This is a genomic window from Streptomyces noursei, assembly GCF_001646665.1.
Taxonomy (GTDB): domain Bacteria; phylum Actinomycetota; class Actinomycetes; order Streptomycetales; family Streptomycetaceae; genus Streptomyces; species Streptomyces lavendulocolor.
Window position 1 is genome coordinate 19,138 of sequence record NZ_LWBU01000365.1, and the last position, 23,145, is coordinate 42,282.

General features: G+C 71.5%; 19 protein-coding genes. 7 read left to right on the top strand and 12 right to left on the bottom strand.

Annotated features, from left to right (window positions below; genetic code table 11):
• Positions 1 to 372 precede the first annotated feature (372 nt).
• The 9 genes from A4V12_RS26695 to eccE form a co-directional block, all read right to left on the bottom strand.
• Entirely contained in the window at positions 373 to 1,338 is a 966-nt protein-coding gene (locus tag A4V12_RS26695) for an ABC transporter ATP-binding protein (protein ID WP_064071993.1), read from the bottom strand.
• Positions 1,335 to 2,294, bottom strand: a complete 960-nt coding sequence (locus A4V12_RS26700) for an ABC transporter ATP-binding protein (protein WP_064071994.1) — start codon at positions 2,292 to 2,294, stop codon at positions 1,335 to 1,337. Before A4V12_RS26700 ends, A4V12_RS26695 begins: the two co-directional genes overlap by 4 nt.
• Positions 2,291 to 3,175 carry an ABC transporter permease gene (locus A4V12_RS26705; protein ID WP_064071995.1) on the bottom strand — a complete coding sequence of 295 codons (885 nt, stop codon included), beginning with the start codon at positions 3,173 to 3,175 and terminating at the stop codon, positions 2,291 to 2,293. The genes A4V12_RS26700 and A4V12_RS26705 overlap by 4 nt, the downstream gene beginning before the upstream one ends.
• Complete coding sequence (locus tag A4V12_RS26710) at positions 3,172 to 4,200, bottom strand: ABC transporter permease (RefSeq protein WP_064071996.1); 1,029 nt, start codon at positions 4,198 to 4,200, stop codon at positions 3,172 to 3,174. The genes A4V12_RS26705 and A4V12_RS26710 overlap by 4 nt, the downstream gene beginning before the upstream one ends.
• Positions 4,201 to 4,203: 3 nt before the next feature.
• Positions 4,204 to 6,057, bottom strand: a complete 1,854-nt coding sequence (locus A4V12_RS26715) for an ABC transporter substrate-binding protein (protein WP_064071997.1) — start codon at positions 6,055 to 6,057, stop codon at positions 4,204 to 4,206.
• 171 nt (positions 6,058 to 6,228) lie between these two features.
• Positions 6,229 to 9,138: an SCO5717 family growth-regulating ATPase gene (locus A4V12_RS26720; protein ID WP_064071998.1), complete on the bottom strand. Its 2,910-nt coding sequence runs from the start codon at positions 9,136 to 9,138 to the stop codon at positions 6,229 to 6,231.
• Positions 9,139 to 9,508: 370 nt separating this feature from the next.
• Positions 9,509 to 9,742, bottom strand: a complete 234-nt coding sequence (locus A4V12_RS26725) for a DUF397 domain-containing protein (protein WP_064071999.1) — start codon at positions 9,740 to 9,742, stop codon at positions 9,509 to 9,511.
• Between the two features lie 255 nt (positions 9,743 to 9,997).
• Positions 9,998 to 10,714: a hypothetical protein gene (locus A4V12_RS26730; RefSeq protein WP_064072000.1), complete on the bottom strand. Its 717-nt coding sequence runs from the start codon at positions 10,712 to 10,714 to the stop codon at positions 9,998 to 10,000.
• Positions 10,714 to 12,048: a type VII secretion protein EccE gene (gene eccE / locus A4V12_RS26735; protein WP_199831394.1), complete on the bottom strand. Its 1,335-nt coding sequence runs from the start codon at positions 12,046 to 12,048 to the stop codon at positions 10,714 to 10,716. The genes A4V12_RS26730 and eccE overlap by 1 nt, the downstream gene beginning before the upstream one ends.
• A 181-nt stretch (positions 12,049 to 12,229) precedes the next feature.
• Here eccE and eccB point away from each other — a divergent pair, with 181 nt between their 5' ends.
• The 7 genes from eccB (at position 12,230) to A4V12_RS26770 (ending at position 19,532) form a co-directional block, all read left to right on the top strand.
• Complete coding sequence (eccB, locus tag A4V12_RS26740; protein WP_064072001.1) at positions 12,230 to 13,756, top strand: type VII secretion protein EccB; 1,527 nt, start codon at positions 12,230 to 12,232, stop codon at positions 13,754 to 13,756.
• A 14-nt stretch (positions 13,757 to 13,770) separates the two neighbouring features.
• Positions 13,771 to 15,036: a type VII secretion-associated serine protease mycosin gene (gene mycP, locus A4V12_RS26745; RefSeq protein WP_064072002.1), complete on the top strand. Its 1,266-nt coding sequence runs from the start codon at positions 13,771 to 13,773 to the stop codon at positions 15,034 to 15,036.
• Between the two features lie 121 nt (positions 15,037 to 15,157).
• Positions 15,158 to 15,598 carry a hypothetical protein gene (locus A4V12_RS26750; RefSeq protein WP_064072003.1) on the top strand — a complete coding sequence of 147 codons (441 nt, stop codon included), beginning with the start codon at positions 15,158 to 15,160 and terminating at the stop codon, positions 15,596 to 15,598.
• A gap of 6 nt (positions 15,599 to 15,604) precedes the next feature.
• The gene (locus A4V12_RS37720; protein WP_064072004.1) at positions 15,605 to 17,383 is read left to right on the top strand and encodes a hypothetical protein; all 1,779 of its coding nucleotides are present in this window, start codon (positions 15,605 to 15,607) and stop codon (positions 17,381 to 17,383) included.
• Between the two features lie 37 nt (positions 17,384 to 17,420).
• A complete protein-coding gene (locus A4V12_RS26760) occupies positions 17,421 to 18,689 on the top strand; it encodes a S8 family serine peptidase (protein ID WP_234372346.1) in 1,269 nt (422 codons plus the stop codon).
• Between the two features lie 121 nt (positions 18,690 to 18,810).
• The gene (locus tag A4V12_RS26765) at positions 18,811 to 19,167 is read left to right on the top strand and encodes a WXG100 family type VII secretion target (protein WP_064072006.1); all 357 of its coding nucleotides are present in this window, start codon (positions 18,811 to 18,813) and stop codon (positions 19,165 to 19,167) included.
• A 62-nt stretch (positions 19,168 to 19,229) separates the two neighbouring features.
• Positions 19,230 to 19,532: a WXG100 family type VII secretion target gene (locus A4V12_RS26770; protein ID WP_064072007.1), complete on the top strand. Its 303-nt coding sequence runs from the start codon at positions 19,230 to 19,232 to the stop codon at positions 19,530 to 19,532.
• A 128-nt stretch (positions 19,533 to 19,660) separates the two neighbouring features.
• On the opposite strand, the gene A4V12_RS26775 is transcribed toward A4V12_RS26770, so the two are convergent.
• The 3 genes from A4V12_RS26775 to A4V12_RS26785 all read right to left on the bottom strand — a co-directional run bounded on the left by A4V12_RS26775 (position 19,661) and on the right by A4V12_RS26785 (position 23,117).
• A complete protein-coding gene (locus tag A4V12_RS26775) occupies positions 19,661 to 20,176 on the bottom strand; it encodes a hypothetical protein (RefSeq protein ID WP_159028943.1) in 516 nt (171 codons plus the stop codon).
• A 158-nt stretch (positions 20,177 to 20,334) separates the two neighbouring features.
• Complete coding sequence (locus A4V12_RS26780) at positions 20,335 to 22,614, bottom strand: DUF6571 family protein (protein WP_064072009.1); 2,280 nt, start codon at positions 22,612 to 22,614, stop codon at positions 20,335 to 20,337.
• 5 nt (positions 22,615 to 22,619) lie between these two features.
• Positions 22,620 to 23,117, bottom strand: coding sequence for a hypothetical protein (locus tag A4V12_RS26785; RefSeq protein WP_064072010.1), 498 nt, complete (start codon positions 23,115 to 23,117; stop codon positions 22,620 to 22,622).
• Positions 23,118 to 23,145 lie beyond the last annotated feature (28 nt).

Below are 23,145 nucleotides of genomic sequence, written 5' to 3' on the forward strand. Positions count from 1 at the left end.
GGGACGGGTGGGCACGACGGACCGGGTGGTGCCGGTTCCGGTCCGTACGGGAGCGGTGCGGATACGGGCCGTGGGTGGGGGCGGGGCCCCTCCGGGCTCGCCTCCTCGCGGTCGGCGGGATGCCCGGCCGGCTCGGTGGCCGTGAGTCGCCGCCGATCCGCTGCGGGGGCGACCCTGCACGGCCCCACCCCGGTCGGACGCCGGGTGCGGGTGGTGGGCTCGGCTCCATTTCGGTGGGATGCCGGGTGCGGGTCCGCGGCCCTGTAGGGCCCCGCCGCGGTGGGATGCCGGGTGCGGGTGATGGGGTCGGCTCCGTTTCGGTGGGATGCCGGGTGCGGGTCGTGGGTGGTGGGCACGGGCCCGCCGCGGGGGTCAGGCCCCGTGCACGTGGCACGCCGCCTCGCGGCCGTGTCCGTTCAGGACCGGCAGGTCGCGCGTGCGGCACGCCGACGCCAGGCCCGCCCGCTCCGCTTCCCCGGAGGCCAGAACCTGGCACCGCGCGTGGAAGCGGCACCCCGCCGGGACGCGCGAGGGGTCCGGGGGCTCGCCCGCCAGGACCACCGGGGCGGTGGGGGATTCGGGGAGGACCGACAGGAGCGCCCGGGTGTACGGGTGGCGGGGGGCCGCGAGGACCTCCTCCACCGTGCCCGTCTCGACGATGCGGCCCAGGTACATCACCGCCACCCGGTCGGCGATGTTCCACGCGAGACCCAGGTCGTGCGTGACGACCAGCGCGGACAGGCCCAGCTTGTCGCGGAGGCGCAACAGGAGGGCGAGGATCTCGCCGCGCACCGACGCGTCGAGGGAGGCGACCGGCTCGTCGGCGACGATCAGCTCGGGTTCGAGGACCAGCGCCCCGGCGATGACGACCCGCTGCCGCTGGCCGCCCGACAGCTCGTGCGGGTAACGCAGGAAGAACCGCTCGGGAGGGCGCAGCCCGGCGCGCGAGAGGGCCGAGGCCACGGCGGCGCGCTCGTCACCGCCGTACCCGTGGATGCGCAGGCCCTCGGCGACCGCGTCGTACACGGTGTGCCGGGGGTTGAGCGAGCCGCTCGGGTCCTGGAGCACCAGCTGCACCCGCCGCCGGTACGCCTTGAGGGCGGCGCTCCGGTAGGAGAGCGGTGCTCCGGCGAAGGTGACGGAGCCGGACGTGGGGCGGACCAGGCCCAGCAGCGACCGCGCCAGGGTCGTCTTGCCGCAGCCCGACTCGCCGACGAGGGCGACGATCTCGCCGGCGCCGATGTCGAGGTGGACCCCGTCGACGGCCCGGGCGGGCGGCCCGCCGCGCCGGCCGGGGAAGACGACGTGCAGGTCGGAGGCGCTGAGCAGCGGGTTCATGCGGGGCTCCCGGTCGTCAGGACGCAGGCCGCCACGTGCCCGGGTGCCGCCGGGGCGAGGGGCGGGTCCTGCGACGCGCAGCTCTCCAGCGCGACCGGGCAGCGCGGGTGGAACGTACAGCCGGACGGCAGTGCGGCGGGGTCCGGCGGGTCACCGGGCAGGCCGCGGGGGGCGCGCCGCGACGCCGGGTCGCCGATGCGGGGGAAGGCGGCCGACAGGGCCCGCCCGTAGGGGTGCCGGGCCGAGTCGTAGACGTCCCGCGCCGGGCCCTCCTCGACGACCCGCCCCGCGTACATCACGGCCAGCCGGTCGCACGTGTCGGCCAGGACGGCCAGGTCGTGGCTGATCATGACGAGGCTGATGTTCTGGTCGGTGACCAGCTGGTCCAGCAGCCGGAGGATCTGGGCCTGGATCATCACGTCGAGCGCGGTCGTCGGCTCGTCCGCCACCAGCAGCCGCGGTTCGCAGGCGAGGGCCATGGCGATCATCACGCGCTGCCGCTGCCCGCCGGAGAGTTCGTGCGGGTACGCGGCGGCCCGGGCGGCCGGCAGCCCCACCTGCTCCAGCAGCGAGCCCGCCCGCGCCCGGGCCTCGGCCGGGGTGGCCCGGCGGTGGACGAGGAGGGGCTCGGCGATCTGGTCGCCGATGCGGTGCACGGCGTTGAGCGAGTGCATGGCGCCCTGGAACACGATCGACGCGCCCGCCCACCGGACCGCTCGCAGCCGCCCCCACTTCATGGTCAGGACGTCCTCGCCGTCGAGCAGGATCTCGCCGGTCAGCCGCGCCGACGCGGGCAGCAGCCGCAGCAGCGCGAGGGCCAGGGTGGACTTGCCGCACCCCGACTCGCCGGCGACGCCGAGTTTCCGCCCGGCCGCGACGGTCAGGTCGACACCGCGTACGGCGGGCGTGCCGGTGCCGTACGTGACGTGCAGGTCCTTGATCGTGAGGATGCTCAACGGCCCGCTCCCAGCCTCGGGTTCAGTACCGACTCGACCGCCCGTCCGCACAGGGTGAAGGCGAGGGCGACGACCGCGATGGCGATCCCGGGCGGTGCCAGGTACCACCAGTGCCCGGAGGACACCGCGCCCGTCTCGCGCGCGTCCTGGAGCATCCCGCCCCAGGAGACGACGGTCGGGTCGCCCAGGCCGAGGAAGGCGAGGGTCGCTTCGGTGAGGATCGCGGTGGAGATGCACAGCGTGGTCTGCGACAGCACCAGCGGCATGACGTTGGGCAGGACGTGCCGGGTCATGACGTGCCGGTGGCCGCCGCCGAGGGCCTTGGCGCGTTCGATGTACGGGCGGGACTCCACCGCGATGGTCTGGGCCCGCACGAGCCGGGCGGTGGTGGGCCAGCTGGTGATGCCGATGGCCAGGATCACCGTCCACATGCTCCGCGACATCACGGTGGCCAGCACGATCGCCAGCACCAGCGAGGGCATGACCAGGAACCAGTCGGTGACGCGCATGGCGACCGTCGCGAACCAGCCGCCGTAGTGGCCGGCGAGGACGCCGATCAGGGTGCCGATGGCGACGGACAGCGCGGCGGCCAGCAGCCCCACGGCGAGCGACACCCGGGCGCCCCACAGCAGCAGGCCGGACAGCGACCGGCCGAACTGGTCCGTGCCGAGCGGGAACTCCCGGCTCGGCGGCTCCAGCGCCGTGCCGGGCGCGTGCGTCACGCTCTGCACGTCGCCGCCGACGAGCAGCGGAGCCGCGAGCGCGGCGAGGGCGATCAGGACGAGCGCGCCGAGCCCGTACAGCCCGGCCCTCCGGCGGCGGTACCGGCGCCAGAACCGCGCCACCGACGCGCGCCGCCGGGTCCACGTCAAGGAGGTCATCGGCCCACCCGGGGGTCGAGCAGCGGGTACAGGAGGTCGGCGAGCAGGTTCATCACGATCATCGCGCCGGCGAAGACCACGAACAGCCCCTGCACGAGCGGCAGGTCGGGCACGGACAGCGCCTGGTAGAACAGCCCGCCGAGCCCCGGCCAGGAGAACACCGTCTCGACGAGGATGGACCCGGCGGCCACGTGCCCCAGGTTGATGAAGATCATGGTGACCGTCGGCAGCAGCGCGTTCGGCACGGCGTGCCTGCGGCGTACGAGGTCGTCGCGCAGGCCCTTGGCCCGCGCGGTCGTCAGGTAGTCCCCGCCCATCTCGTCGAGCAGCGAGGCCCGCATCACCAGCAGCGTCTGCGCGTACCCGACGGCGACCAGGGTGAGGACCGGCAGCACCATGTGGTGGGCGACGTCGAGGACGTACGCGAGGCCCGTGTCGCCGCCGGACTCCATGCCGCCCGTGGGGAACATGCCGGGCACCGGTCCCACGCCCACCGAGAAGACGATGATGAGCAGCAGCCCGAGCCAGAACGACGGCACGGACCACAGGGTGAGGGCGACGCCCGTGTGCAGCCTGTCGCCAAGGCCGCCGTGGCGCCACGCGGTGCGGGTGCCGAGCCACAGGCCGAGCGCCGAGTAGAGGACGACGGCGACCCCGGTGAGGAGGAGCGTCGCCGGAAGCTTCTGTGCGATCAGCTCCCCGACCGGCGCACGGAACTGGTAGGACATGCCGAGGTCGCCGGTGAGCGCCTTGGCGCAGTAGTCGGTGAACTGCTGCCACAGCGGCAGGTCGAGGCCGAACTGCCGCCGCAGGGTGGCCATTTGGGCGGCCGACGTCGGCATCCCGTGCGTCATGGCCTTCACCGGGTCGCCGGGGATGATCCGGAAGAGGAAGAAGCTGGTGACGAGCACGGCGAACAGGGAGACGGCCGCGCCGCCCAGCCTGCCCGCCAGATAGCGCGGATAGGCGCTCGTCGTCGTGCCCGGGCGCCGCACCGCGCCGGCGGGCGAGCCGACCGTCGTCATCGGCTACTCGCGGTCGTCGGCGGTGGTACGGCGGCGTACGGCGGCGAAGACGCCGGCCGCGAGGAGCACCAGCGCGGCGGGGCCGAGCACCAGCCACAGGCGCGCCGGGGAACCGGAGTCCCCGCCGCCGTCCGCCTCGGCCGCCGGCTTCGCCGACCACCAGCTCCAGTAGCCGTCCTGGCCGTAGATGTTGCCGCCGGCCGCGGGCATCGTGGTGATGGACGCGATGTGGTCGGTGCGGTAGGCCTCGACCGCGTTGGGGTACGCCATGACGTTCATGTACCCGGTGTCGTACAGCCGCGACTGGAGCCGCTTGACCAGTCCGGCCCGTGCGGCCGGGTCGTACTCGACCGCCTGGGCGGCGTAGAGCTCGTCGTATTGCTTGTCGCAGATGAAGTTGTCGGTGGCACCGGTGTCCTTGGGCGTGGCGGGGAGTGCGCCGCAGGTGTGGATGGAGAGGACGAAGTCGGGGTCGGGGTTGACCGACCAGCCGTCGAAGGCGAGGTCGTAGTCACCCTTGAGCCAGGGATCGGAGACGTTGTCGAGGCAGTCGACCTTCAGCCCGATGCCCAGCTCGCCCCACCACTCCTGGAGGTACTTGCCGACCGCCTTGTCGTTGGGGTCGGTGGCGTGGCACAGGATGCGGAAGTCCAGCGGCCTGCCGTCCTTGCCGACGCGCTTGCCACTGCCGTTCTTGCGGTAGCCGGCCTTGTCTAGGAGCTGCCCGGCCCTGGCGGGGCTGTAGTCGATCTTCTGCGCGCCCTCGGGCTTCCAGAAGTACGTGCCGAAGCGCGGCGGGATGTAGCCCTCGCCCTCCACGGCGTGGCCCTGGAAGACCTTGTCGACGATCGTCTTGCGGTCGACGGCGTGGAACAGCGCCCTGCGGACCGCCGGGTCGAGCAGCGCCGGGTGGCCGCTGCCGAACTTCTTGCCGTCCTTCGACCGCGCGCCGGGGTTGGTGGCGAGGGCGAAGAAGCGGCGGCCGGGCGCGTCGTTCACCTTGATGTTCTCGGCCGACTTGAGGGACGCCGCCTGGGCGGGGGTGAGGTTCGGGACGAAGGACACCTCGCCCTTGCGGAGGGCCGCGACCGCCGCGTCGCCGTCCTTGTAGTAGCGCAGCACCAGTTCGTCGAACGCGGGCGCCCCGCGCCAGAACGTCTTGTTCGGCTCGAGTCTGACGTACTGGTCGACCTTGTAGTCGGTGATGACGAACGGACCGTTGCCGACGATGGGGAACTGCTTGTCGTTGTTGAACTTCGAGAAGTCGCCGACCTTCTCCCAGACGTGCTTGGGCACGATGGGGACGTCGAGCGCGGTCATCGTGGCCTGCGGCTTCTTCAGCTTGATGACCAGCGTCCGCGCGTCGGGAGCGGTGACCTTCTCGAAGTTGGCGGTGAAGCTGCCGTTGGCGGTGGCGGCGTTCTCGTCCGTCATCATCTTGGTGAACGTCCAGGCGGCGTCCTCGGCGGTGGCCGGCTTGCCGTCCGACCACGTGGAGTCGTCCCGGATCGTGTACGTCCACGTCAGCTTGTCGGGCGACGGCTTCCACGCGGTGGCGAGGCCGGGGATGGTGCGCGCGTCCTTGGCGTCGTAGTTGGTCAGGTACTCGTAGGTGAGCCGGTGGAGGCTGGTGGAGACCAGTCGCTGGGCGAGGAACGGGCTCAGCGAGTCGACGCTCTGCGAGACGGCGACGGTGAGGACGGTTTTCCCGTCGCCCTCGTCCGCCCCGGCCGCCCCGTCCGCCGCGACCGCCCGCGCCGGTGAGCCGGCGGCGAGGGCGGTGGTGAGGAGGGAGGCGGCGACGGTACCGGTGGCGAGGAGCAGGCGGAGGGAACGGTGAGGAGCCATGATGACCATGAGGTTGACCTCGCGTCGATCTCGGGGCGCCGACTGGTGGAGCGAAGGTCTATCAGCGGGTGATTAGCCACGTCGACGACCCGTCAAACCCTTTGTGGGCTGCGGGAATACGGGGGAGGGCCCGCACCGTGGTGACGGTGCGGGCCCTCATTGGTCCAGTCCTCTGTCGCCCTACTGCTGAGGGGCTGGCGGCGCCTGCGGAGGCTGCTGCTGGGGCCACCCGGGCTGCGGATGCTGCGGGGGCTGAGGCTGCTGGTGGGGCTGCGGCTGCGGCTGGTGCGGCTGATGGGCGGGCTGGGGCTGCTGCGGGTGGGGGGCCTGCGGTGCCTGGTGGGGGTGCTGGGGCTGCTGGGGCTGCTGGGGCTGCTGCGCCGGCGGCATGGGCGCGCCGGGCTGCTGCGGATACGGCTGCTGCCAGCCCTGCTGCGGGTACGGCTGACCGGGCACCGGCTGCTGCGGCGGGTACGGCTGGCCGGGCGCCTGCTGGCCCGGTACCGGCGGCGCCATCTGCGGCGGCAGGGAGCCGTGGCCGTCACCGGTCCACAGCCCCTGCGCCTGCTGCGCCCGGGCGAAGTCCTCGGCGACCATGGCCGACAGGTTGAAGTACGCCTCCCGCGTCTTGGGCCGCATCATGTCGAGGTCCACCTCGGCGCCGGCCGCCAGGTGCTCGTCGAACGGCACCACGACCACCCCGCGGCAGCGCGTCTCGAAGTGCTGCACGATGTCGTCGACCTTGATCATCTTGCCGGTCTCGCGGACGCCCGAGATCACCGTGATGGAGCGCTGCACCAGCTCGGCGTACCCGTGCGCGGACAGCCAGTCGAGCGTCGTCGACGCACTGGAGGCACCGTCGACGGACGGGGTCGAGATGATGATCAACTGGTCGGCGAGGTCCAGCACGCCCCGCATCGCGCTGTAGAGCAGGCCGGTGCCGGAGTCGGTCAGGATCACCGGGTACTGCTTGCCCAGGACGTCGATCGCCCGCCGGTAGTCCTCGTCGTTGAACGTCGTCGAGACGGCCGGGTCCACGTCGTTGGCGATGATCTCCAGGCCGGAGGGCGCCTGCGAGGTGAAACGGCGGATGTCCATGTACGAGTTGAGGTACGGGATCGCCTGGACGAGGTCCCGGATGGTGGCCCCGGTCTCGCGGCGCACCCGGCGGCCGAGCGTGCCGGCGTCCGGGTTGGCGTCGATGGCGAGGATCTTGTCCTGGCGCTCGGTCGCCAAGGTGGCGCCCAGGGCGGTGGTCGTCGTGGTCTTGCCGACACCGCCCTTGAGGGAGATGACCGCGATCCGGTAGCAGGACAGCACCGGCGTACGGATCAGCTCCAGCTTGCGCTGCCGCTCGGCCTCCTCCTTCTTGCCGCCCAGCTTGAAGCGCGCGGCGGCGGAGGGGTTACGGCTCGACTTGGCCTTCTGCTTGTTGTTGCGCAGCAGCCGGTCGGACGACAGCTCGACGGCGGCCGTGTAGCCCAGCGGGGCGCCGGGGACGGACCGCTCGCGCTGGTCGTGCGTGACCGACGTGGGCCAGGCGCCGCCGGTGCGCGGGTCGACGGGCGGCTGCTGGGGGTGCTGGTTCTGCGGGTGCTGGGGGTGGGGCTGCTGGGGCAGTGGGGGCTGCGGAGCTTGGGCGGGCTGGGCCGGCTGGGCGTGGGCCTGCTGAGCGTGGGGCTGCTGAGCGTGGGGCTGCTGGGGGAAGCCGTATCCGCCGCCCTGCGGCGCGGGCGGTTGCGGGGCCGGGGCCTGGTGGGCCGGGACCTGGGGCGGCAGCGCGCCACCGGGCCCGGGCTGCTGGGGCTGCGGTTGCGGCTGCGGGAAGCCGTAGCCCCCCTGCGGCGGGGCGGCGTTCGGCTGGGGCTGCGCCGGGGGCTGGGGCTGGGGCTGTCCGGGGTGGGGGAAGCCGTAACCGCCCTGCGCCTGGGGCTGCTGCTGTCCCGGGTGCGGGAAGCCGTAGCCGCCCTGGGGGGCCGCCTGCGGCGGCAGCGGCGCGGCGGGCGGGGCGGCCTGCTCCTGGGCGGGGGCCGGGCCCGGCTGCGCGGGCCACTGCGGCGCGCCCGCCGGCGCACCGGTGGGCGCGGCCGGCTGGAACGCGGGCGGCAACGGCGGGAGCCCCGGGCCCTGCTGGGCCGGCGGCGGCGCCCACGCCTGCGCCGCTTCCGGCGCGGGGGCGGGTGCGGGGGCGTGCGGTGCGGTGTGCGGCGGCACGGCGTCCTGCGGCGCCATGTGCTGGGGCGCCGGGTCGTGGGGCGCCGGCTCCTGGAGCGGGGCGTCCTGGGCAGCGGCAGGGGCGTGGGCCACCGCGTCCGCGGCCCCGTCGGGGGCCTCCTCCGGCCCGGCGGCCTGCGCCCCGGTCGGGGAACCGTCGCTTCCGGGAGCCTCGGCGTCACCGGCCGGGCCCGCCCCGGCGGCGTCGTCCACCGGAGCGTCCTCACCGGCGGCCGGTGCCTCTGCCGCCGGCGTGTCCGCCGCGGCTTCGTCCGCCCGCTCGGCCGCCTCGCGCGCCGCGATCTCGGCCATCTCCCGCTTCAGCGCGGCCGGGGAGAAACGCATGGTGGCGCCGCTCTCCACGTCACCGCCTCCGAACGGCTGCGGTGCCTCGCCCGCCGCCACCTGCCCGTCGGGAGCGGCCTCGACCGGGGCCGGAGCCTCGACCGGGGCGACAGCCGGAGCAGCCTCGACGGGAGCCGGGGCCTCTGCCGGAGCCGCTTCGACCGGAGCCGGAGCCGGGGCCGGAGCCTCGACCGGGGCCGGCTCGGCGGGAGCGGCGGCGGCCGGGAAGGGGGCCGGTGCGGGCGTACCCACGTTCCAGTCCTGCTCGGGGGTGCCGCCCCGCGGCTCCGGGAGGTCCGGCACGGCCACCGGCGCGGCGCCCTGCGGCGGCGGGGGAGGCGTGACCGGCGGGGTGGCCGCGGGAGCGGCAGGCGCTCCGCCGCCCGACGACGTGTCGCCCGCGTTCTGCGTGTACCAGGCGGGCGGGGTGTAGTCGATGGTGAACTCACCCGTCATCTCGGCGGGATCCGCGTCGGACTCCTCGACGGGAATGCTCCAGCCCCCGTGGATGTCGTCCCGATCGCCGTTCACTTTGCCTCCTGGTGTGGTCGAGCACCCTTGTGCCGTCGTGGGTGGGGGCCACCGCTGTTCCGATCGGCCCGGCTCTCCCCCGGGGACGTGGCGACATGCCCGCACGTCCGCACCGCGCCCCCACCCACCCTAATCGCCAACACCACCCGCCCGGCAGGCCCGCCCACCCCGGCCTCGCGCCGTCCGTCCCGGGCACCGTCCTCAGGTGACCCGGTCACGGCGGAGCGTGAGGACCGAAGCCGTACGAACCGGAGCATTCCGCCGGAAGCGGGGTGCCCCGCACGGCCGGTGGGCCTTCCGGTGATCCGGTCCCACTCCGGGGCGTCCCCGCCGGGACCACCACCCGGTGGGCGCCGCGCCGCCGCAGGGCTCAGCGCAGGTCGAACTCACCGTCGCGCGCGCCGAGCACGAACGCCCGCCACTCGGCCTCCGTGTACCGGAGGACCGTGTCGGGGTCCAGGGAGGACCGCATGGCGACGGCCCCGCCCGGCAGGTACGCGATCTCCACGCGCTCCTCGTCCGCGCTCGTACCCGGGGCGCCGTGCCACTCGACGTCCGAGATGTCGAGCGCGTACAGCGCGTCCTTCTCCTCTGCGGTGCCCATGGCGGTTCCCTTCGATCACGGCCGGCTGTGGATCGGGGCACGGTCAAGCGCCCAGTGGCGGGGCGTAGTTGGATATGCCCCAAGCGTCACCATCCGTATCCTAGGTCAGCCCGGGCCCGGTGGAGGGAGTGCTTCCGCGGATCGGCGCCGACTCGGCACCCGCCCGGCACCCGCTCGGTGCACCGCCGGCACCCGATGCGGTGGACCGCTCCGCCGGCGCCGTGCGCCGTCCGGGGGAGCGGACGGCGGCGGGGTTCAGTCGATGCGGCGCGCCACGCCCAGCAGGCCGGACTCCGCGTCCGTGGCGGTGGTCATCACCCAGTGCCGCTCGCCGCCGGCGCACCAGAGGGTCACGCCGTCCGCCAGGGTGGGCAGTGCCTCGGTCTCGGTCCGGTGCAGCCCCAGTATCCGGCCGATCGCCTGCGCCTCCTGGGGCGAGACGCGCTGGACGCCCACGAGGGTGGCCATCCGCATCAACCGCGGTGCGACGGGGCTCAGGTAGGGCAGCAGTGTCAATACGGACTGCCAGGGCGACGACACCACGCGCCCGCGCGGGGGCCGCATGCCGCAGTCCCGCACCACCACGACCGGGCTGCCCACGGTCGCGCCCAGCGGCGGGACGCGGCCGACGTCGTGCAGGGTGATGCACTCCAGTCCGGCACCGGCGGACTGCGACAGGGTGGTCCACTCCTGGGGACGCCCCGTCTCCACCGCCACCCGCGCCCCGGTGCCGGCCGCGCGCAGGGCGAGCACCTGGGCCGTCCACAGGCCGCCGATCAGGAGCACGTCGTACGGCGTCGAACGGTGGAAGCCGACCAGCTGCGGGCGGCCCTCCGCGTCGTCGCCTATCACCACGCCGTCGTCGCCGACGGGCAGGGACAGCACACCCAGGTGGTCGGTGACCACACTGTGGCCCGCGTGACTCGGGCCGAACAGCCCGCGCAGGCCGCGTACGGAAGCGGACCGGGCCATCAGCGGGTACCTCCCAGCGGCAGCGTCGCCAGTACGCCCGGCAGCTGCTCCCGGTCGAGGCGTTGCAGGCCGACCTTGGCCGACCGGGCGGCCTGCTCCAAAGCCCTTCGCACACCGACGAGTTCGGTGTCGGAGCCGCCGGTGATCCGGATGTGACTGAGGATGTTCATCGCTCCCTGGCGTGTTCCGCGGCGCAGAGTGAAGCTGACGGTGGTCGCGTACGCCGGAACGGAGGTGAGCAGCGAGACCAGCTGGGGCAGCGGAGACGCGCCCCTTCCCAACTCCGGCCAGCGGCCCACCGCGTAGGTGGTGTGCCAGCGGTCGTCGCACCGCCAGACCCGGGAGGTCTCGGCCGTACGCCGCTGGGGCGCCGCGCCGGGCGCCGACGCCCGCGCCGCCATGCGGGGGTTCGCGCAGGAGGCGGTCGCCACCGTGGAGTTGAGCTCCTCCTGGTCCAGCACCACCGCCTGGAAGCCCGCCCCGGTCAGCCGGCTCGCCACGTGGTCCGCCGCGCGCACCAGGCAGCGCTGCGCCCCCTCCAGCCCGCCGCCGCGCGCCTTCACGGCCTCCGGGCACAGCTCGGGGTCGAGCTTCACGGCCACCCACGTCATGCGCAGGGCGGGCGCTCCGGTGCGCTCGTGCAGGGGGGCGTACGAGAGCCGGGCCACGGCCTGCTGCGGCAGGTGCGGCGCCGGGGCGGGGCGCACCTGCTGCACCAACTGCACCGACTCCAGCACGATGTCGTCCACCGTGAGGGCGTCCCCGAGGACGGACAGCGGCAGTGCGCGGGCCCCGGCCGCGGGGCGCAGCCCGGTGCCGTGGGTCTCGACGCGTACGACCGCGGTCAGGAAGGTGCCGTCGCCGAGCATGCCGACGGTACGGCGGTTCCGGTCGACGTACGCGTAGGGGCCGAAGCCCGGCACGCTCTCGGTGACGCCGGCCAGCGACGGGTCGGCGTCCGGGAGGGGGGCGGTGGCCTGACGTCGGCGGGCGCGCAGCGCGAGTGCTGTGGACAGCCACTCCTGAAGTGCCCGGCCCCGGCGGCGTACCACCGCGAACAGCACCAGGACGCAGGCCGCGGCGCAGGTGGGCACCAGCCACAGCCCGCCGAGGGCGACGCCGACGGCCGCCAGCGCCAGGGCCGCCTCCACCAGCACCAACTGCCGCAGCTGGAACTGGCCCAGGCGGCCGCTGCGTCCCAGGGGGCGCAGTGCGGTGGTCGCGGGGGCCTCCGGAACCGCGGGCGAGGGGCGGTCGTTACTCCGTTGCCGTCGGGAACGGTCGGGGGCTCGTCCGGAGCTCCGCCCATTGCGCGCGCGCGTCGCCGTACCCATCGCCGCGTTGCCCCCTCGTGTCCGCATTCGCCAAATTCCTATGGGCGTTGACCGGGCGATCACCCTACCTGAGCGGGGAGGGGCAGGCGTCGGCAGGCATAGTAGTGCGCGGCGCTCCGGCGATGCGTTTCGATGCGTGTGGGAACCTGGGCGCCCAGAGGGGATGAGGGGCAGCGGACAAATGGCATCACGACGGGACGAACTCAACGCCTATACCTTCGCAAAGCGGAGGCTTGTTGCGCAGTTCGTGCAGCCGAACACGACCGGGTCGGAGGAGGGCGCCCCGCGCCCACTGCGTGCGGTGGTGCCGGGAGCCATCGCCGGCGTGGTGATCCTCGCGGTGTTCGCCGCCTGGGGCATGTTCAAGCCGGTGGCACCCAAGCAGTGGGACACCCCCGGCGAGAACGTCATCATCGCCAGCAAGTCGACCACGCGCTACGTCGTGCTGAAGACCGGCGGCAAGACCCAGCTCCACCCCGTCCTCAACATGTCCTCCGCGAAGCTGCTCCTCAACCCCGACAAGGGCAAGGTCATCAACGTCGACGAGTCGGTGCTCGACAGCGGCAGGATCCCGCACGGCGCCACCCTCGGCATCCCCTACGCCCCTGACCGGCTGCCCGACCCCAAGGACGCCGGCGCCGCCAAGCGCTGGGCCGTCTGCGAACGGCCGGGGGAGGGCGGGCGGGCCATCCAGAAGGCCGCGTTCGTCCTCGCCGACCGGGAGAAGGGCAGGACCGAGGGAGCGAACCGCCTGCACGGCGGAGAGCTGCTCTACGTCGAGGGTCCCGACAAGACCCGGTACATCGTCGACGCCGGCGGCACCGCGTACCCGGTGGAGAAGGACGAACTCCTCCTGCGCCAGCTGGTCGGCCAGGGCCGCGCCGCGCAACGGGTGTCGGCCGCCTGGCTGGACACCCTGCACAAGGGCGACACCATCACCTTCCCCACCGTCCCGGGCCGGCCCGGCGACCCCGCCGGGGTACAGGGGCTCCTGAAGCCCGAGGACAACAAGGTCGGCATGGTCCTCACCGCCACGGACGGGACCAGGAAGCAGCAGTACGTCGTCCTCGAAGGACGCGTCGCGCCCGTCTCCGACTTCATGGCGAAGCTGCTGCTCAACAGCCGGGAACTGATCGACCTCGGCCAGGCCGGCCAGGCCAAGTCGGTCAGCGCCGGGGCGTTCGAGCCGGGAGAGGCGTTCGGCAAGGACAAGAAGTGGCCCGACGCCGCCCCCAAGCCCGTCAATGACGCCGGCATCGCCGAGGGCAGCCGCAACACCGTCTGCAACGTGCTGCGCGAGGTGGACGGCGACACCGGTGCCACCACGCTCAGCACCTGGGCCGGCACCGACTTCCCCGCCACCCTGCCGACCGGCTCCAGCAGCGCCTACGTCACCCCCGGCTCCGGCCAGCTGTTCCGCCAGTTCAAGGGCGCGACCACCGACACCGGCTTCCTCTTCCTCGTCACCGACACCGGACTGCGCTACGCCATGCAGTCCAACGGCGACACCGCCACCGACGACTCCGGCATCGGCTCGTCCGGCTCCGAGGAGGAGAAGCGGGCGCGGCAGCAGGAGGAGCAGCAGGCGCAGAACCGCCTCGGCTACAAGGGCGTCGACCCGGTGCCGGTCCCCGCCGCATGGTCGACGTTCCTGCCGACCGGCCCCCGCCTGTCCACCGGAGCGGCGCGTCAGCCGCAGGGCTCCTGAGGGCCGGGGCGCACATGACGTACACGTACACGTACCGACGGATGCTGACCGCCGCGGCTGCCACCGTGCTCACCCTCGTGGCCGTGCCGGCGTCCCCCGCCGCCGCGGACGACAACACCCAGTGCACCTTCCCGGGGAAGCCCTACGAGGGCCGCCCCTGGTCCCTCCAGCGCGTGCTGCTCGACGAGTTGTGGAAACAGTCCACCGGCAAGGGCGTGCGGGTCGCCGTCATCGACACCGGTGTCGACGTGAAGAACCCGCAGCTGACCAAGGCCGTGGACACGGGCAGCGGCGTCAACCTGCTCCCCAAGGACCTGAAGGACGCCAACGGCAACGAGATCGAGCGCGGCAAGGAGGACGGCACCACGGACACCGTGGGCCACGGGACCAAGGTGGCCGGCATCATCGCCGCCCGCCCCGCCAAGGGCACCGGTTTCGTCGGCCTGGCGCCAGACGCCACCATCATCCCGATCCAGCAGAACGACGCCGACGGCAACGGCACCGCCGAGACCCTGGCGACCGCCATCAGGCACGCCATCGACGAGGACGCGGACGTCATCAACATCTCGCAGGACACGGCCAAGGCGGTGGAACCCGCCCCCGGCCTGAAGCAGGCCGTGGACGCGGCCCTCGCCGAGGAGATCGTCGTCGTCGCCTCGGCCGGCAACGACGGCCTCGGCGGGAACGTGAAGCGGACCTACCCCGCCTCGTACGACGGCGTCCTCGCCGTCGCCTCCTCCGACCGCAACAACGAGCGCGCGCCCTTCTCCCAGTCCGGCGACTTCGTCGGCATCGCGGCACCGGGCGTCGACATGGTCTCCACCGTCCCGGGCGGCGGCCACTGCGCCGACAACGGCACCAGCTTCTCCGCCCCGTACGTCGCGGGCCTCGCCGCCCTGATCAAGGCCAAGCACAAGGACTGGACGCGCAAGCAGATCGTCGCCCAGATCCAGCAGACCGCCGAACGGTCGGTCGCCGGCCACGACCGCCTCGTCGGCTGGGGCGTCGTCGACCCGGTCCGCGCCCTCACCGAGGACGACAAGCCCCTCGAAGCCCCGGTCGCCCACGAGGGCGTCACCCGCGCCGAAGCCCCGACCCCGGCCGAACTGCACCTCGGCGAGACCCCGGACCAGCGCAACGCCCGCCTCGCGACGTACGTCGTCATCGGCGGCGGCGTCCTCGTCGCGGCGATCGCCGGCACCGCGGTGGCCCTCCGGGACTCGCGACGGCGGGCGCGACGGATTGCGCGGTTGCAACCGCACGGGAGGGAAGTGGTGTGACGGGTAAGGCGCTTGGGACTGTCATAGCCAGTGGCTAGAGTGACCACGGCACTGAGTGTCGGCTGAAGCAAACGGGGAGGATTGAGCATCGTGCTCGAGGCAGTTGGTTCCGGGGGCAGCCATGGCGGGTGACCTCGAGCGTGGCGTAGGCGCGCTGAAGAAGTTCCAGAGCCGTATCGACACGCTTCTGACGGAGCTCGAAGGAGGTGCCGGCGGCAGCTCCAAGATCGCCCTGGAGCGGGTGACCCGCGAGTCCCTCGGTGTCGGCATCAAGTTCGACGAGGCGGACGGCTTCCACCACCAGTACAACCGCGTCCACTCGGCTCTCGTCGAGCTGTCCAAGACGCTCGGCGACCAGATCGAAATGCTGCGGATCGCCGTCCACGCGGCGGATATCGGCTACGACAACGTCGAGGAAGAGGAGCGCTACCGCTTCCACCAGATCCAGGCCCGCCTGAAGAAGGAGTGGGACGCGGCCGAGGCACGGGAGAAGGCGGCGAAGGGCAAGCAGCCGCCGAACGACCGGAACGACGACACCAGCGCTACGACGGATCTGGGGTGATCACTGATGGGTGAGGAAAAGCAGCCGAAGCCGTCGACGCCCGAGCAGAAGGTCGAGGAGCTGCAGCAGGAGCAAGAGCAGCAGATCTACGGCAAGTTCGCCGCCACGGACATGCTGGAGCGGGCCACCAGCATGATGTCGGGCTTCTTCGGCGGCGGCGCGGGTGACAGCGTCTTCGGCAAGACCAGCTTCGAGAAGGAGAACCTGAACGCCATGCTCAGGCTCCTCGACAGCGCGAACCCGGCCGACCTGGAGAACGCCGGAGACGCCCTGGAAAAGGCCAATACGGCCCTCAAGGCCGCCGCGAAGGAACTCGCCACTTCCATCAAGGCGATCGACTGGAAGGGCGAGGGCGCCGATCAGTTCCACGCGTACGGGATGGATCTCGTCACCTACACCTACGACCTCAGCACCTTCGCCAACGCGGTCGGCGCCCAGTTGAAGGTGGCCAGCACGGGCCTTGCCTCGGTACGCAACTCCAAGCCGCCGGGCGACAACCGTGTGGTCCAGAAGAAGCCCGAGGACTTCGCCGTGCCGGAGCGTACGGCGAACAATCCGGAGTACCAGAAGGCGCTGGCGGTGGAGAAGGACCGCCAGGAGGCCATCAACCTGATGAACCGCCTGGCGTCCTACTACACGGTGTCGGCCGGCACACTCGCGGCCCAGCCCGCCCCGAAGATGCCGAAGCCGGTGAACGCGGCGGTGCCCAGGCCGACGAGCTGGCGCAATCCGACCGGTGGTGACCCCTCGGCCGCAGCCGCCGCACAGGCGGGGTTCTCAGGAGTCCCCTCGCCGCCCCCCGGTCCCTCGGCCGTCGGCGCCGGCGGTACGGGTGGTGTCGGCGACGGTCCGTCCCGGACGGACGTGCTTGCCACGCCCGTGGCCTCCGTCGCTCCGAGCACGTCCATGGAGATCGACAGTGTGACGGCGACCGCTCCACCCGTGTCGCCGAGCACGAGCCCGCCTCCGTCACCGACGACCGGCCCCGGACCGACCACCAGCACCGCGCCCCCGGTCATGACGAACTTCGGGACTCCTCCGCGCGGCCCGGCGCAATCGGCCGGGACGAGGGGCCTTCCCCGTCCGGGCAGCGGCCCGAGCACCGGACCGGTCGGGCGTCCCGGCGCCTCCGGGGGCGGTGGCTCACAGGTGGGGCGCGCGTCCGGAGGAGCAGGGCGCCCAGCACCCCCCGCCGGCCCGGTCACCTCGGCCGGACGCGCCGGGATGCCGGCCGGTCGCCCGGGGCCCATGGGTGCCCAACCAGGCGTGAGCCGGCCCGGCGTGGTCGGAGCCACCGGACAGAATCCGGTGGCCGGTCGACCCGGCATGGCCGGGCAGCCCGCGGTCGGACGCCAGGGGGCCTCGAACGCCCCTCGTACCGGTCCGTCGAACGGCATCGTCGGCGGTACGCCCCAGCGGACCACCAACGGGCCGACCGGATCGCGCATCCCGAAGGCGACGGTCATCGGGGGCGAGAGCACGCCGACGGGGCGCTCCTCGGCCGCCAGGCCCAGCCAGTCGGGCGTCATCGGCGCCCCCCAGCAGAGTGGTGCTCCTCGCCCCACCGGACGAGGCACACCCAGCACGAACGGCGTGGTCGGCACCGCCCGCCCCGGGGCGGGCGGGAGCCTTGGTGGCTCGGTCGGGCGAGGAGCCCGCCCGGGGCAGCGCCAGTCGGGCGACGACCAGGAGTCGCCGGACCCGGCCCGTCCCGGCTACGCGACCGAGGACCAGGACACCTGGGCAGCCAGGCGGCGCGCCACCAGCCCGCCAGTGATCGACTAAGCATCCGGAAGGTTCGGAAGTCAGCATGACGCCAGTGATGAGTCAGACCCGGCAGCACAAGGGGTCGTACGCTGTGCGGCGCGGTCTGCTCGGTGCCGTGGCCGCGGCGGGAGCCTGGGTGGTGACGATCGGCGGCCCAGCCGCAGCAGCGCCGATTCCCGACCCCCAGGCGAGGCAGTGGTACTTGGACGCCATGAACGCCGAGGAGATCTGGAAGACCGCCACCGGCGAAGGGATCAAGGTGGCGGTCATCGACAGCGGCGTCAACCCCTCGACCCCGTCGCTCCACGGACAGGTCCTCAAGGGACGTGACTTCACCGGTGTCGACGGTGAGGAGACCGACGACTACGTCGGCCACGGCACGTCGATGGCCGAGATCATCGCCGGCACCGGAAAGGGCGGCGGGCTGAAGGGACTGGCTCCGGGAGCCAAGATCATCCCGTATCGCGTGTCGGACACCGACCTGCAGAACAAGGAGAAGGTGAACGCCTTCGACTTCCAGCAGGCCATTCGTGCCGCTGCCGACAGCGATGCCCGGATCATCAACATGTCCATGGGCAGCGAGTTCTACAGCTCGGAAGAACGCGACGCGGTGGAGTACGCGCAGAGCAAGGGCAAGCTCTTCTTCGCGGCGGCCGGGAACAGCGGAGACGGCCCGAACAAGGAGGAGTACCCGGCCTCCTACCCGGAGTCGATCGCCGTCGCCGCATCGGGCCCGGACGGAAAGGTGGCCAAGTTCTCCCAGCACGGGAACTTCGTGGACATCGCCGCTCCCGGCGGAGACATCCCCACCTGGTGCGACGAGAAGTTCACGAGCTACTGCGACGGCGACGGCGGAACCAGCGCCGCCACCGCCATCGCCTCCGCCTCCGCCGCCCTGATCTGGTCCAAGCACCCCGAGTGGACCGGCAACCAGGTCCTGCGCGTCATGTTCGAGTCCGCCGGCCGCGGCAAGGACTGGAAGCCCGGCACCGTCAGCAACTACCTCGGGCACGGCATCGTCCGCCCCGGTGCCCACATCAACCGTGGCCTCGGCAAGCCGGGGGACCCGGGCGTCAGCCCCCTGACGAACGAGCGCGTGGGCGGCCCGTCCGGATCCGCCGCCTCGCCCCGGCCCTCCGCGCCGGCATCGTCGCCGGGCCCGCAGGACAAGCCCGACTTCGTCGCCGAGGCGAAGGGCCGGGACAGTGCTGCCTCCGCCGGTGACAGCTCCTCCACGGGGCTCGTCATCGGTGGTGTCGCAGCCGTCGTCGTCCTCGGCGCAGCGGCGGCCTACGCGGTCGTACGCCGACGGCGCAGCGCGTGACCGGACCCCCCTGATCCGGTCCTCTCCGGTGCCGCGCGCCGTCCATCGGACTTCACCTCTCACCATCCCGGTGAAGCACAACCCATCAGTCCACAGCAGAAGTTGAGAAGGGAACACCACCGTGTCACAGGGCCAGCGGCTTTCAGATGCCGAAGTAATCAAGCTCGAAAGGCACCTCTTCGAGAAGTTCAACTCGATCAAGGGCCAGCTGCAGCAGATCCAGGGCACGATCGACAGCCTCGAGGGTCAGTGGAAGGGCATCGGCGCCGGTGCCTTCAACACCAAGCAGCAGGAGATCAACACCTCCATGGTGCGCCTCGGCAACATCCTGGCGAAGTTCCTGGAGGGCCTGAGCGCCTCCCGGAAGATCAAGGACGGCACGGAGGACGATGTCCTCGCCGCGGTGCAGAGCATCAACGTCGACCTGGGTGTGGGCACCAGCGCCGCGCCTCCGCGGTCGAGCATCGCCAACCTCTGAGCCCCCGGGGCGTACCGAACCCGGCTCTCGGAGCCGGACGACACCAGTGAGATGAGGAAATCATGGGCATGAACTCGGGAGACGAGCTCGTCGTCAAGTACGACGGTCTCGATGTGGCGGCCACCACGCTCGGCAACCAGGCCAAGAAGCTCGAGGAGGACCTGCGGGAGATCAAGACCGCCATGGCCACCGTCGCCGCGGGCTGGGAGGGCGAGGCGCACAACGCCTACGTCCAGGAGCAGATGAAGTGGGACAAGGAGGCGTCGGACATCCACCAGGCCCTCATGCAGATCGGCCAGGTCGTCGCGCGCGCCGGTGGTGACTACATGGGCGGCGACAAGAAGGCCGCCAGCTACTTCGCGTAAAACAGCCCACACGGGCGGAGGAGAGGGGTGGGCACGCGCGAGGGGTGCCCACCCTGTCCGCTTCCTCGACCGTCCGGCATCTGGCGGTACGCATCAGACGTCGTGACTGCTCCGGCCACCGCCGGGATTCACCGCGCGGACCCGACGCACTCCGCCGATGCAGCCACGGACCCTGCGTAAGCCTGGAGCAGCCTCTTCGCGGCCCCTTCGTCCCGTGTGCCACCTTCGTAGATCAGGATCCGTACGTACAGCTGAGCACCCGGATGCTTCTTCGCCGCCACGGGGCACGAAACCAGATGCGCTCCGCCCTGCTCCGAGTACGCGTAGGTCCCGTCTTCGCTGACGTGCTTGCCGAGAGACAGATACGGGTTGCTCCCTGCGACCTCTCGCACTGACGCGTCCCATTGCCATTCCGAGATCGCGCCGAGAACGGCATGCTTGTCCACGCTGATGGTGCAATTGGTACTGCCGACTGCTTTGGACTTCGACGTCATGTCGAGCGAGGAGCCGCTGCCGGGCAGCACCGGTTCGAGAACCGAAGACTCGATTGACATGCCACACAGATTCGTCGGTACCTGGAACGACTTCTTCTCGGCAGGTTCACCGCATCCAGCAGCAGCGAGTATCAGGAGCGGCGTGGTCACGACCGCAAGAAGACGGCGTGGTGCTCCACGCCTCCCCCTCGCCCCCGACCTGTCGATAATCTGTGTTCGCGCCACGTCGTCGGAGGCTTCTGTGCCACAGCGTACTGCTCGCAACGATCTCTCCGCTCTGGTCGCCGGTAGGGAAGCAGGCACGGCCGTCAGCCGGCGGCCGGGATTTCCGTTTCGAGGTCGTCCGCCGTACGCCTGACGTTGGTGGACGCATCGTTGAATCCGTCGTTGCGACCTTCCAGGGCCCAGGCCGCCACCTGGTCGGCATAGGGAAGGCGGTGCACTTTGACGGCTTCCAGAGCGGCGGTCTGGCTGTCTGTGGCATGCCGTTCCCTGCTCTCTTCCCAGAGCCGGCCGGCGGACGTGCCGGCCTCCGTCAGCACGTCGGTCTCAGCCTGCTGGAAGACGTGCTCGAGAACCATACTGCTGACCGTGGAGGAGACACCGCTGGCCACCGCACCCACGACAGGGGTCGCGATGAAGCTGACACCCACCCCGATACCCGTACCGATCGCACCGGACCACGCGTTCTTCTGCTGGGCCACGGAGTCCGCGAAGGCCTTGGCTTCCTGGCTGCCTTTGCCCACCACGGCTTCCTGCATGCCGATTGCCAGGGTTCCACTCACCTCCGCCGAACGGCGCGAGATTTCCGTGATGGTTTCCTGCGGCGACTGCGGGTAGCGCTGATCGGCCGGCAGGTCCGGGTTCAGGTGGTAATCCATGAGATTGCTCATGTACGCCTTCTGGCCGACCTCCACCGCCGCGTTCCCGTCCGGGTGCTGCCCCACCGTCACCAGGAAGCGGGTGATCTCCTGGTGCTCGAACTTCGCCTGGGAGCCGACCAGCGGATACAGCAGGTCGGAGTTCCCGGACGGGTCGTCCGACATGGCGCGATTGATGTCCGGAAGGTACTCCGAGGCAATCTGGCCCAGACTGTCGGACATGTGGTCGTACTTGGTCAGGCGACCGGGGTCCTCATGCACGGATCTCACGATGTCCGACATGAGCTTCGACTGGTCCTCGCTGTGCGGCGGCGTGTCGGCCGTGGGCATCTCGCCCGCAGGGTGCCCGGTCGTCGCTGCCTCGAGCGCCATCGCCAGGTTGTTGCGGCCCTCGATGCTGTCTTCGCCCTTGCGGTCCACCTCCTGGGGCCAGTCGCGCTCCTCGAAGAGGTACTGGAAGTTGGTGAGACCGACCTTGCCGTTCTTGCCGTCGCCATCCGTGTCACGCTCGAACTCGTGATCCTCGTCCCTGGTCACGAAGTCCGCGGTGAAGAAGTCGGTTGCAGCACCAGGGCTGTTGGCGAGGGCCTTCATGAAGCCGGTCATGGGGTCGGAACCGCTGTCGGTGCCCGTGTGGTTCAGATACGGGTCCATCGCCATGTGCTGCCAGGCGAGCGGCACCTCACGGCCGTTGCCCGACAGCTTCTTCTCGGTCTCGATCAGCTTGGCCCCGTAGTCCGTCAGGAACCGGTCGTCGTAGTTCCCCCAGCGCATCAGGTTGCTCATGACCTGGAAGCCCATGGAACCGCTGCTCTTGTTCACGGGCTGGTCGCCGAGGGTGACCATCTCGGACTTCCAGCGGGACATGTCGGGCGTGTCCGCCTGCGTGGCCGTGGCGAGCGTGAGGCTCAGGTGCTTCTGGAGGTCGTCGTATTGCTCCACGCGTTCGTGACCGACCCGGTACGCCTGGCGTGGATCGCTGATCCCTCCCCAGAAGTCGAGCGTGCCCTGCGCTCCCAGGGTCGACGCGAACCGTGCGGCGAAGATCTCGTCGCCTGAGTACTTCTCCAGACCGGACTTCAGGGTGTCGAAGTCCGCGGCCGTGAGGTCCTGCGGCTTCTTCCGGGCCAGGGCGGCGAGCCGCTCCGCCTCCTTCACCGCGTTCGCGGCCTCGTCCCGGCTGCCGTACCTGGCGTCGGAAAAGCCCTGGTCCTTGAGGTCGACGAGTGCTTTCAGCGAGGTGGAGGCCGTGCTGTCGATCTCCGTCGCCTTGTTCAGGATCCCCTGCAACTCGTCCCGCAGAGCGTCCACGTCCGTCTGCCCGCCCGGGGCCTTCTTGTCGGGGTTCTCGCGCACGGTGAACCCGCCGCCGTTCGCGGACACCGTCAGGTTCTTGCCCCGGCCACGCTCGATGGCCTCCTGGAGCAGCCGTTGCTGCGTCTTCAACTCGTCCCGGGTGTCCCGCATGATGTTGCGGATGGACGTCGCCTGGGTGACGGCGTCACCGAACTCGCCGGCGGTCTTGCCGATGAACTCCCGTGACACCGTGGCGTTGTAGCCGGCCCAGTCGGCCTTGTTCGCCTGCTTGTGCAGGCCGTCCTCGGCGTCCTTCTTGAGGTCCTCCAGTTTCGTCAGCATGCTGGTCCAGTCGCTGACCGTGTCGTCGAGCAGCTTGAAGTTGGCCGAGTACAGAGCGTCGAAATCCATGAGGGTCAGTCCTTGCCCTTCGTGGGTTTCGTCCCGTAGATCTCATTCTTCTCGCCCCGCTTCGCCCAGTCCTCGTCGAACCCCGCGTCGAGCGTGTGGATGCTGCTGACATGCCGCTCGATGAAGATCTCGTCACCGGCGTGCGCGTTCTTGGTGAAGTCCATGTGGTTCGAGATCAGCGCACACGCGTCCATGACGGAGCCGAGCTGCTTGTCCCACCGTGTCGACACGTGCTGCAACGCCTGGCCGAGGGCGAAGCCCTGCGAGGCCAGATCCGTTCCCGCGGAATCCGTACTGGGGACGCGGGCGTCCTTCCACAGCCGGTTGTAGAGCTTGAAGGCGTGGTCACCGATCGCCGCCAGGTCCTTCTGATGCACCTGGAGGTCGCCCTGCGGGTTGCCGGCGTTCGGTCTGTCCTCGGGTGGCAGCCCGTTCAGCTGCATCCGCGACGATTCCCTCTCGGCCGCCGACGCCTTTAACTGTTCCCACTCGTCCCACGCCATCTGCAGGGTTCCTCCTCCGACAAGGATG

Bases quoted from the DNA above. Each gene is read 5' to 3' on its own strand.
- A4V12_RS26715 (WP_064071997.1), bottom strand. From the start codon at position 6,057: ATGGTCATCATGGCTCCTCACCGTTCCCTCCGCCTGCTCCTCGCCACC.
- A4V12_RS26785 (WP_064072010.1), bottom strand. From the start codon at position 23,117: ATGGCGTGGGACGAGTGGGAACAGTTAAAGGCGTCGGCGGCCGAGAGG.
- A4V12_RS26710 (WP_064071996.1), bottom strand. From the start codon at position 4,200: ATGACGACGGTCGGCTCGCCCGCCGGCGCGGTGCGGCGCCCGGGCACG.
- A4V12_RS26725 (WP_064071999.1), bottom strand. From the start codon at position 9,742: ATGGGCACCGCAGAGGAGAAGGACGCGCTGTACGCGCTCGACATCTCG.
- A4V12_RS26760 (WP_234372346.1), top strand. From the start codon at position 17,421: ATGAGTCAGACCCGGCAGCACAAGGGGTCGTACGCTGTGCGGCGCGGT.
- A4V12_RS26750 (WP_064072003.1), top strand. From the start codon at position 15,158: ATGGCGGGTGACCTCGAGCGTGGCGTAGGCGCGCTGAAGAAGTTCCAG.
- A4V12_RS26730 (WP_064072000.1), bottom strand. From the start codon at position 10,714: ATGGCCCGGTCCGCTTCCGTACGCGGCCTGCGCGGGCTGTTCGGCCCG.
- eccB (WP_064072001.1), top strand. From the start codon at position 12,230: ATGGCATCACGACGGGACGAACTCAACGCCTATACCTTCGCAAAGCGG.
- mycP (WP_064072002.1), top strand. From the start codon at position 13,771: ATGACGTACACGTACACGTACCGACGGATGCTGACCGCCGCGGCTGCC.
- eccE (WP_199831394.1), bottom strand. From the start codon at position 12,048: ATGGGTACGGCGACGCGCGCGCGCAATGGGCGGAGCTCCGGACGAGCC.
- A4V12_RS26695 (WP_064071993.1), bottom strand. From the start codon at position 1,338: ATGAACCCGCTGCTCAGCGCCTCCGACCTGCACGTCGTCTTCCCCGGC.
- A4V12_RS26780 (WP_064072009.1), bottom strand. From the start codon at position 22,614: ATGGATTTCGACGCTCTGTACTCGGCCAACTTCAAGCTGCTCGACGAC.
- A4V12_RS26770 (WP_064072007.1), top strand. From the start codon at position 19,230: ATGGGCATGAACTCGGGAGACGAGCTCGTCGTCAAGTACGACGGTCTC.
- A4V12_RS26705 (WP_064071995.1), bottom strand. From the start codon at position 3,175: ATGACCTCCTTGACGTGGACCCGGCGGCGCGCGTCGGTGGCGCGGTTC.
- A4V12_RS37720 (WP_064072004.1), top strand. From the start codon at position 15,605: ATGGGTGAGGAAAAGCAGCCGAAGCCGTCGACGCCCGAGCAGAAGGTC.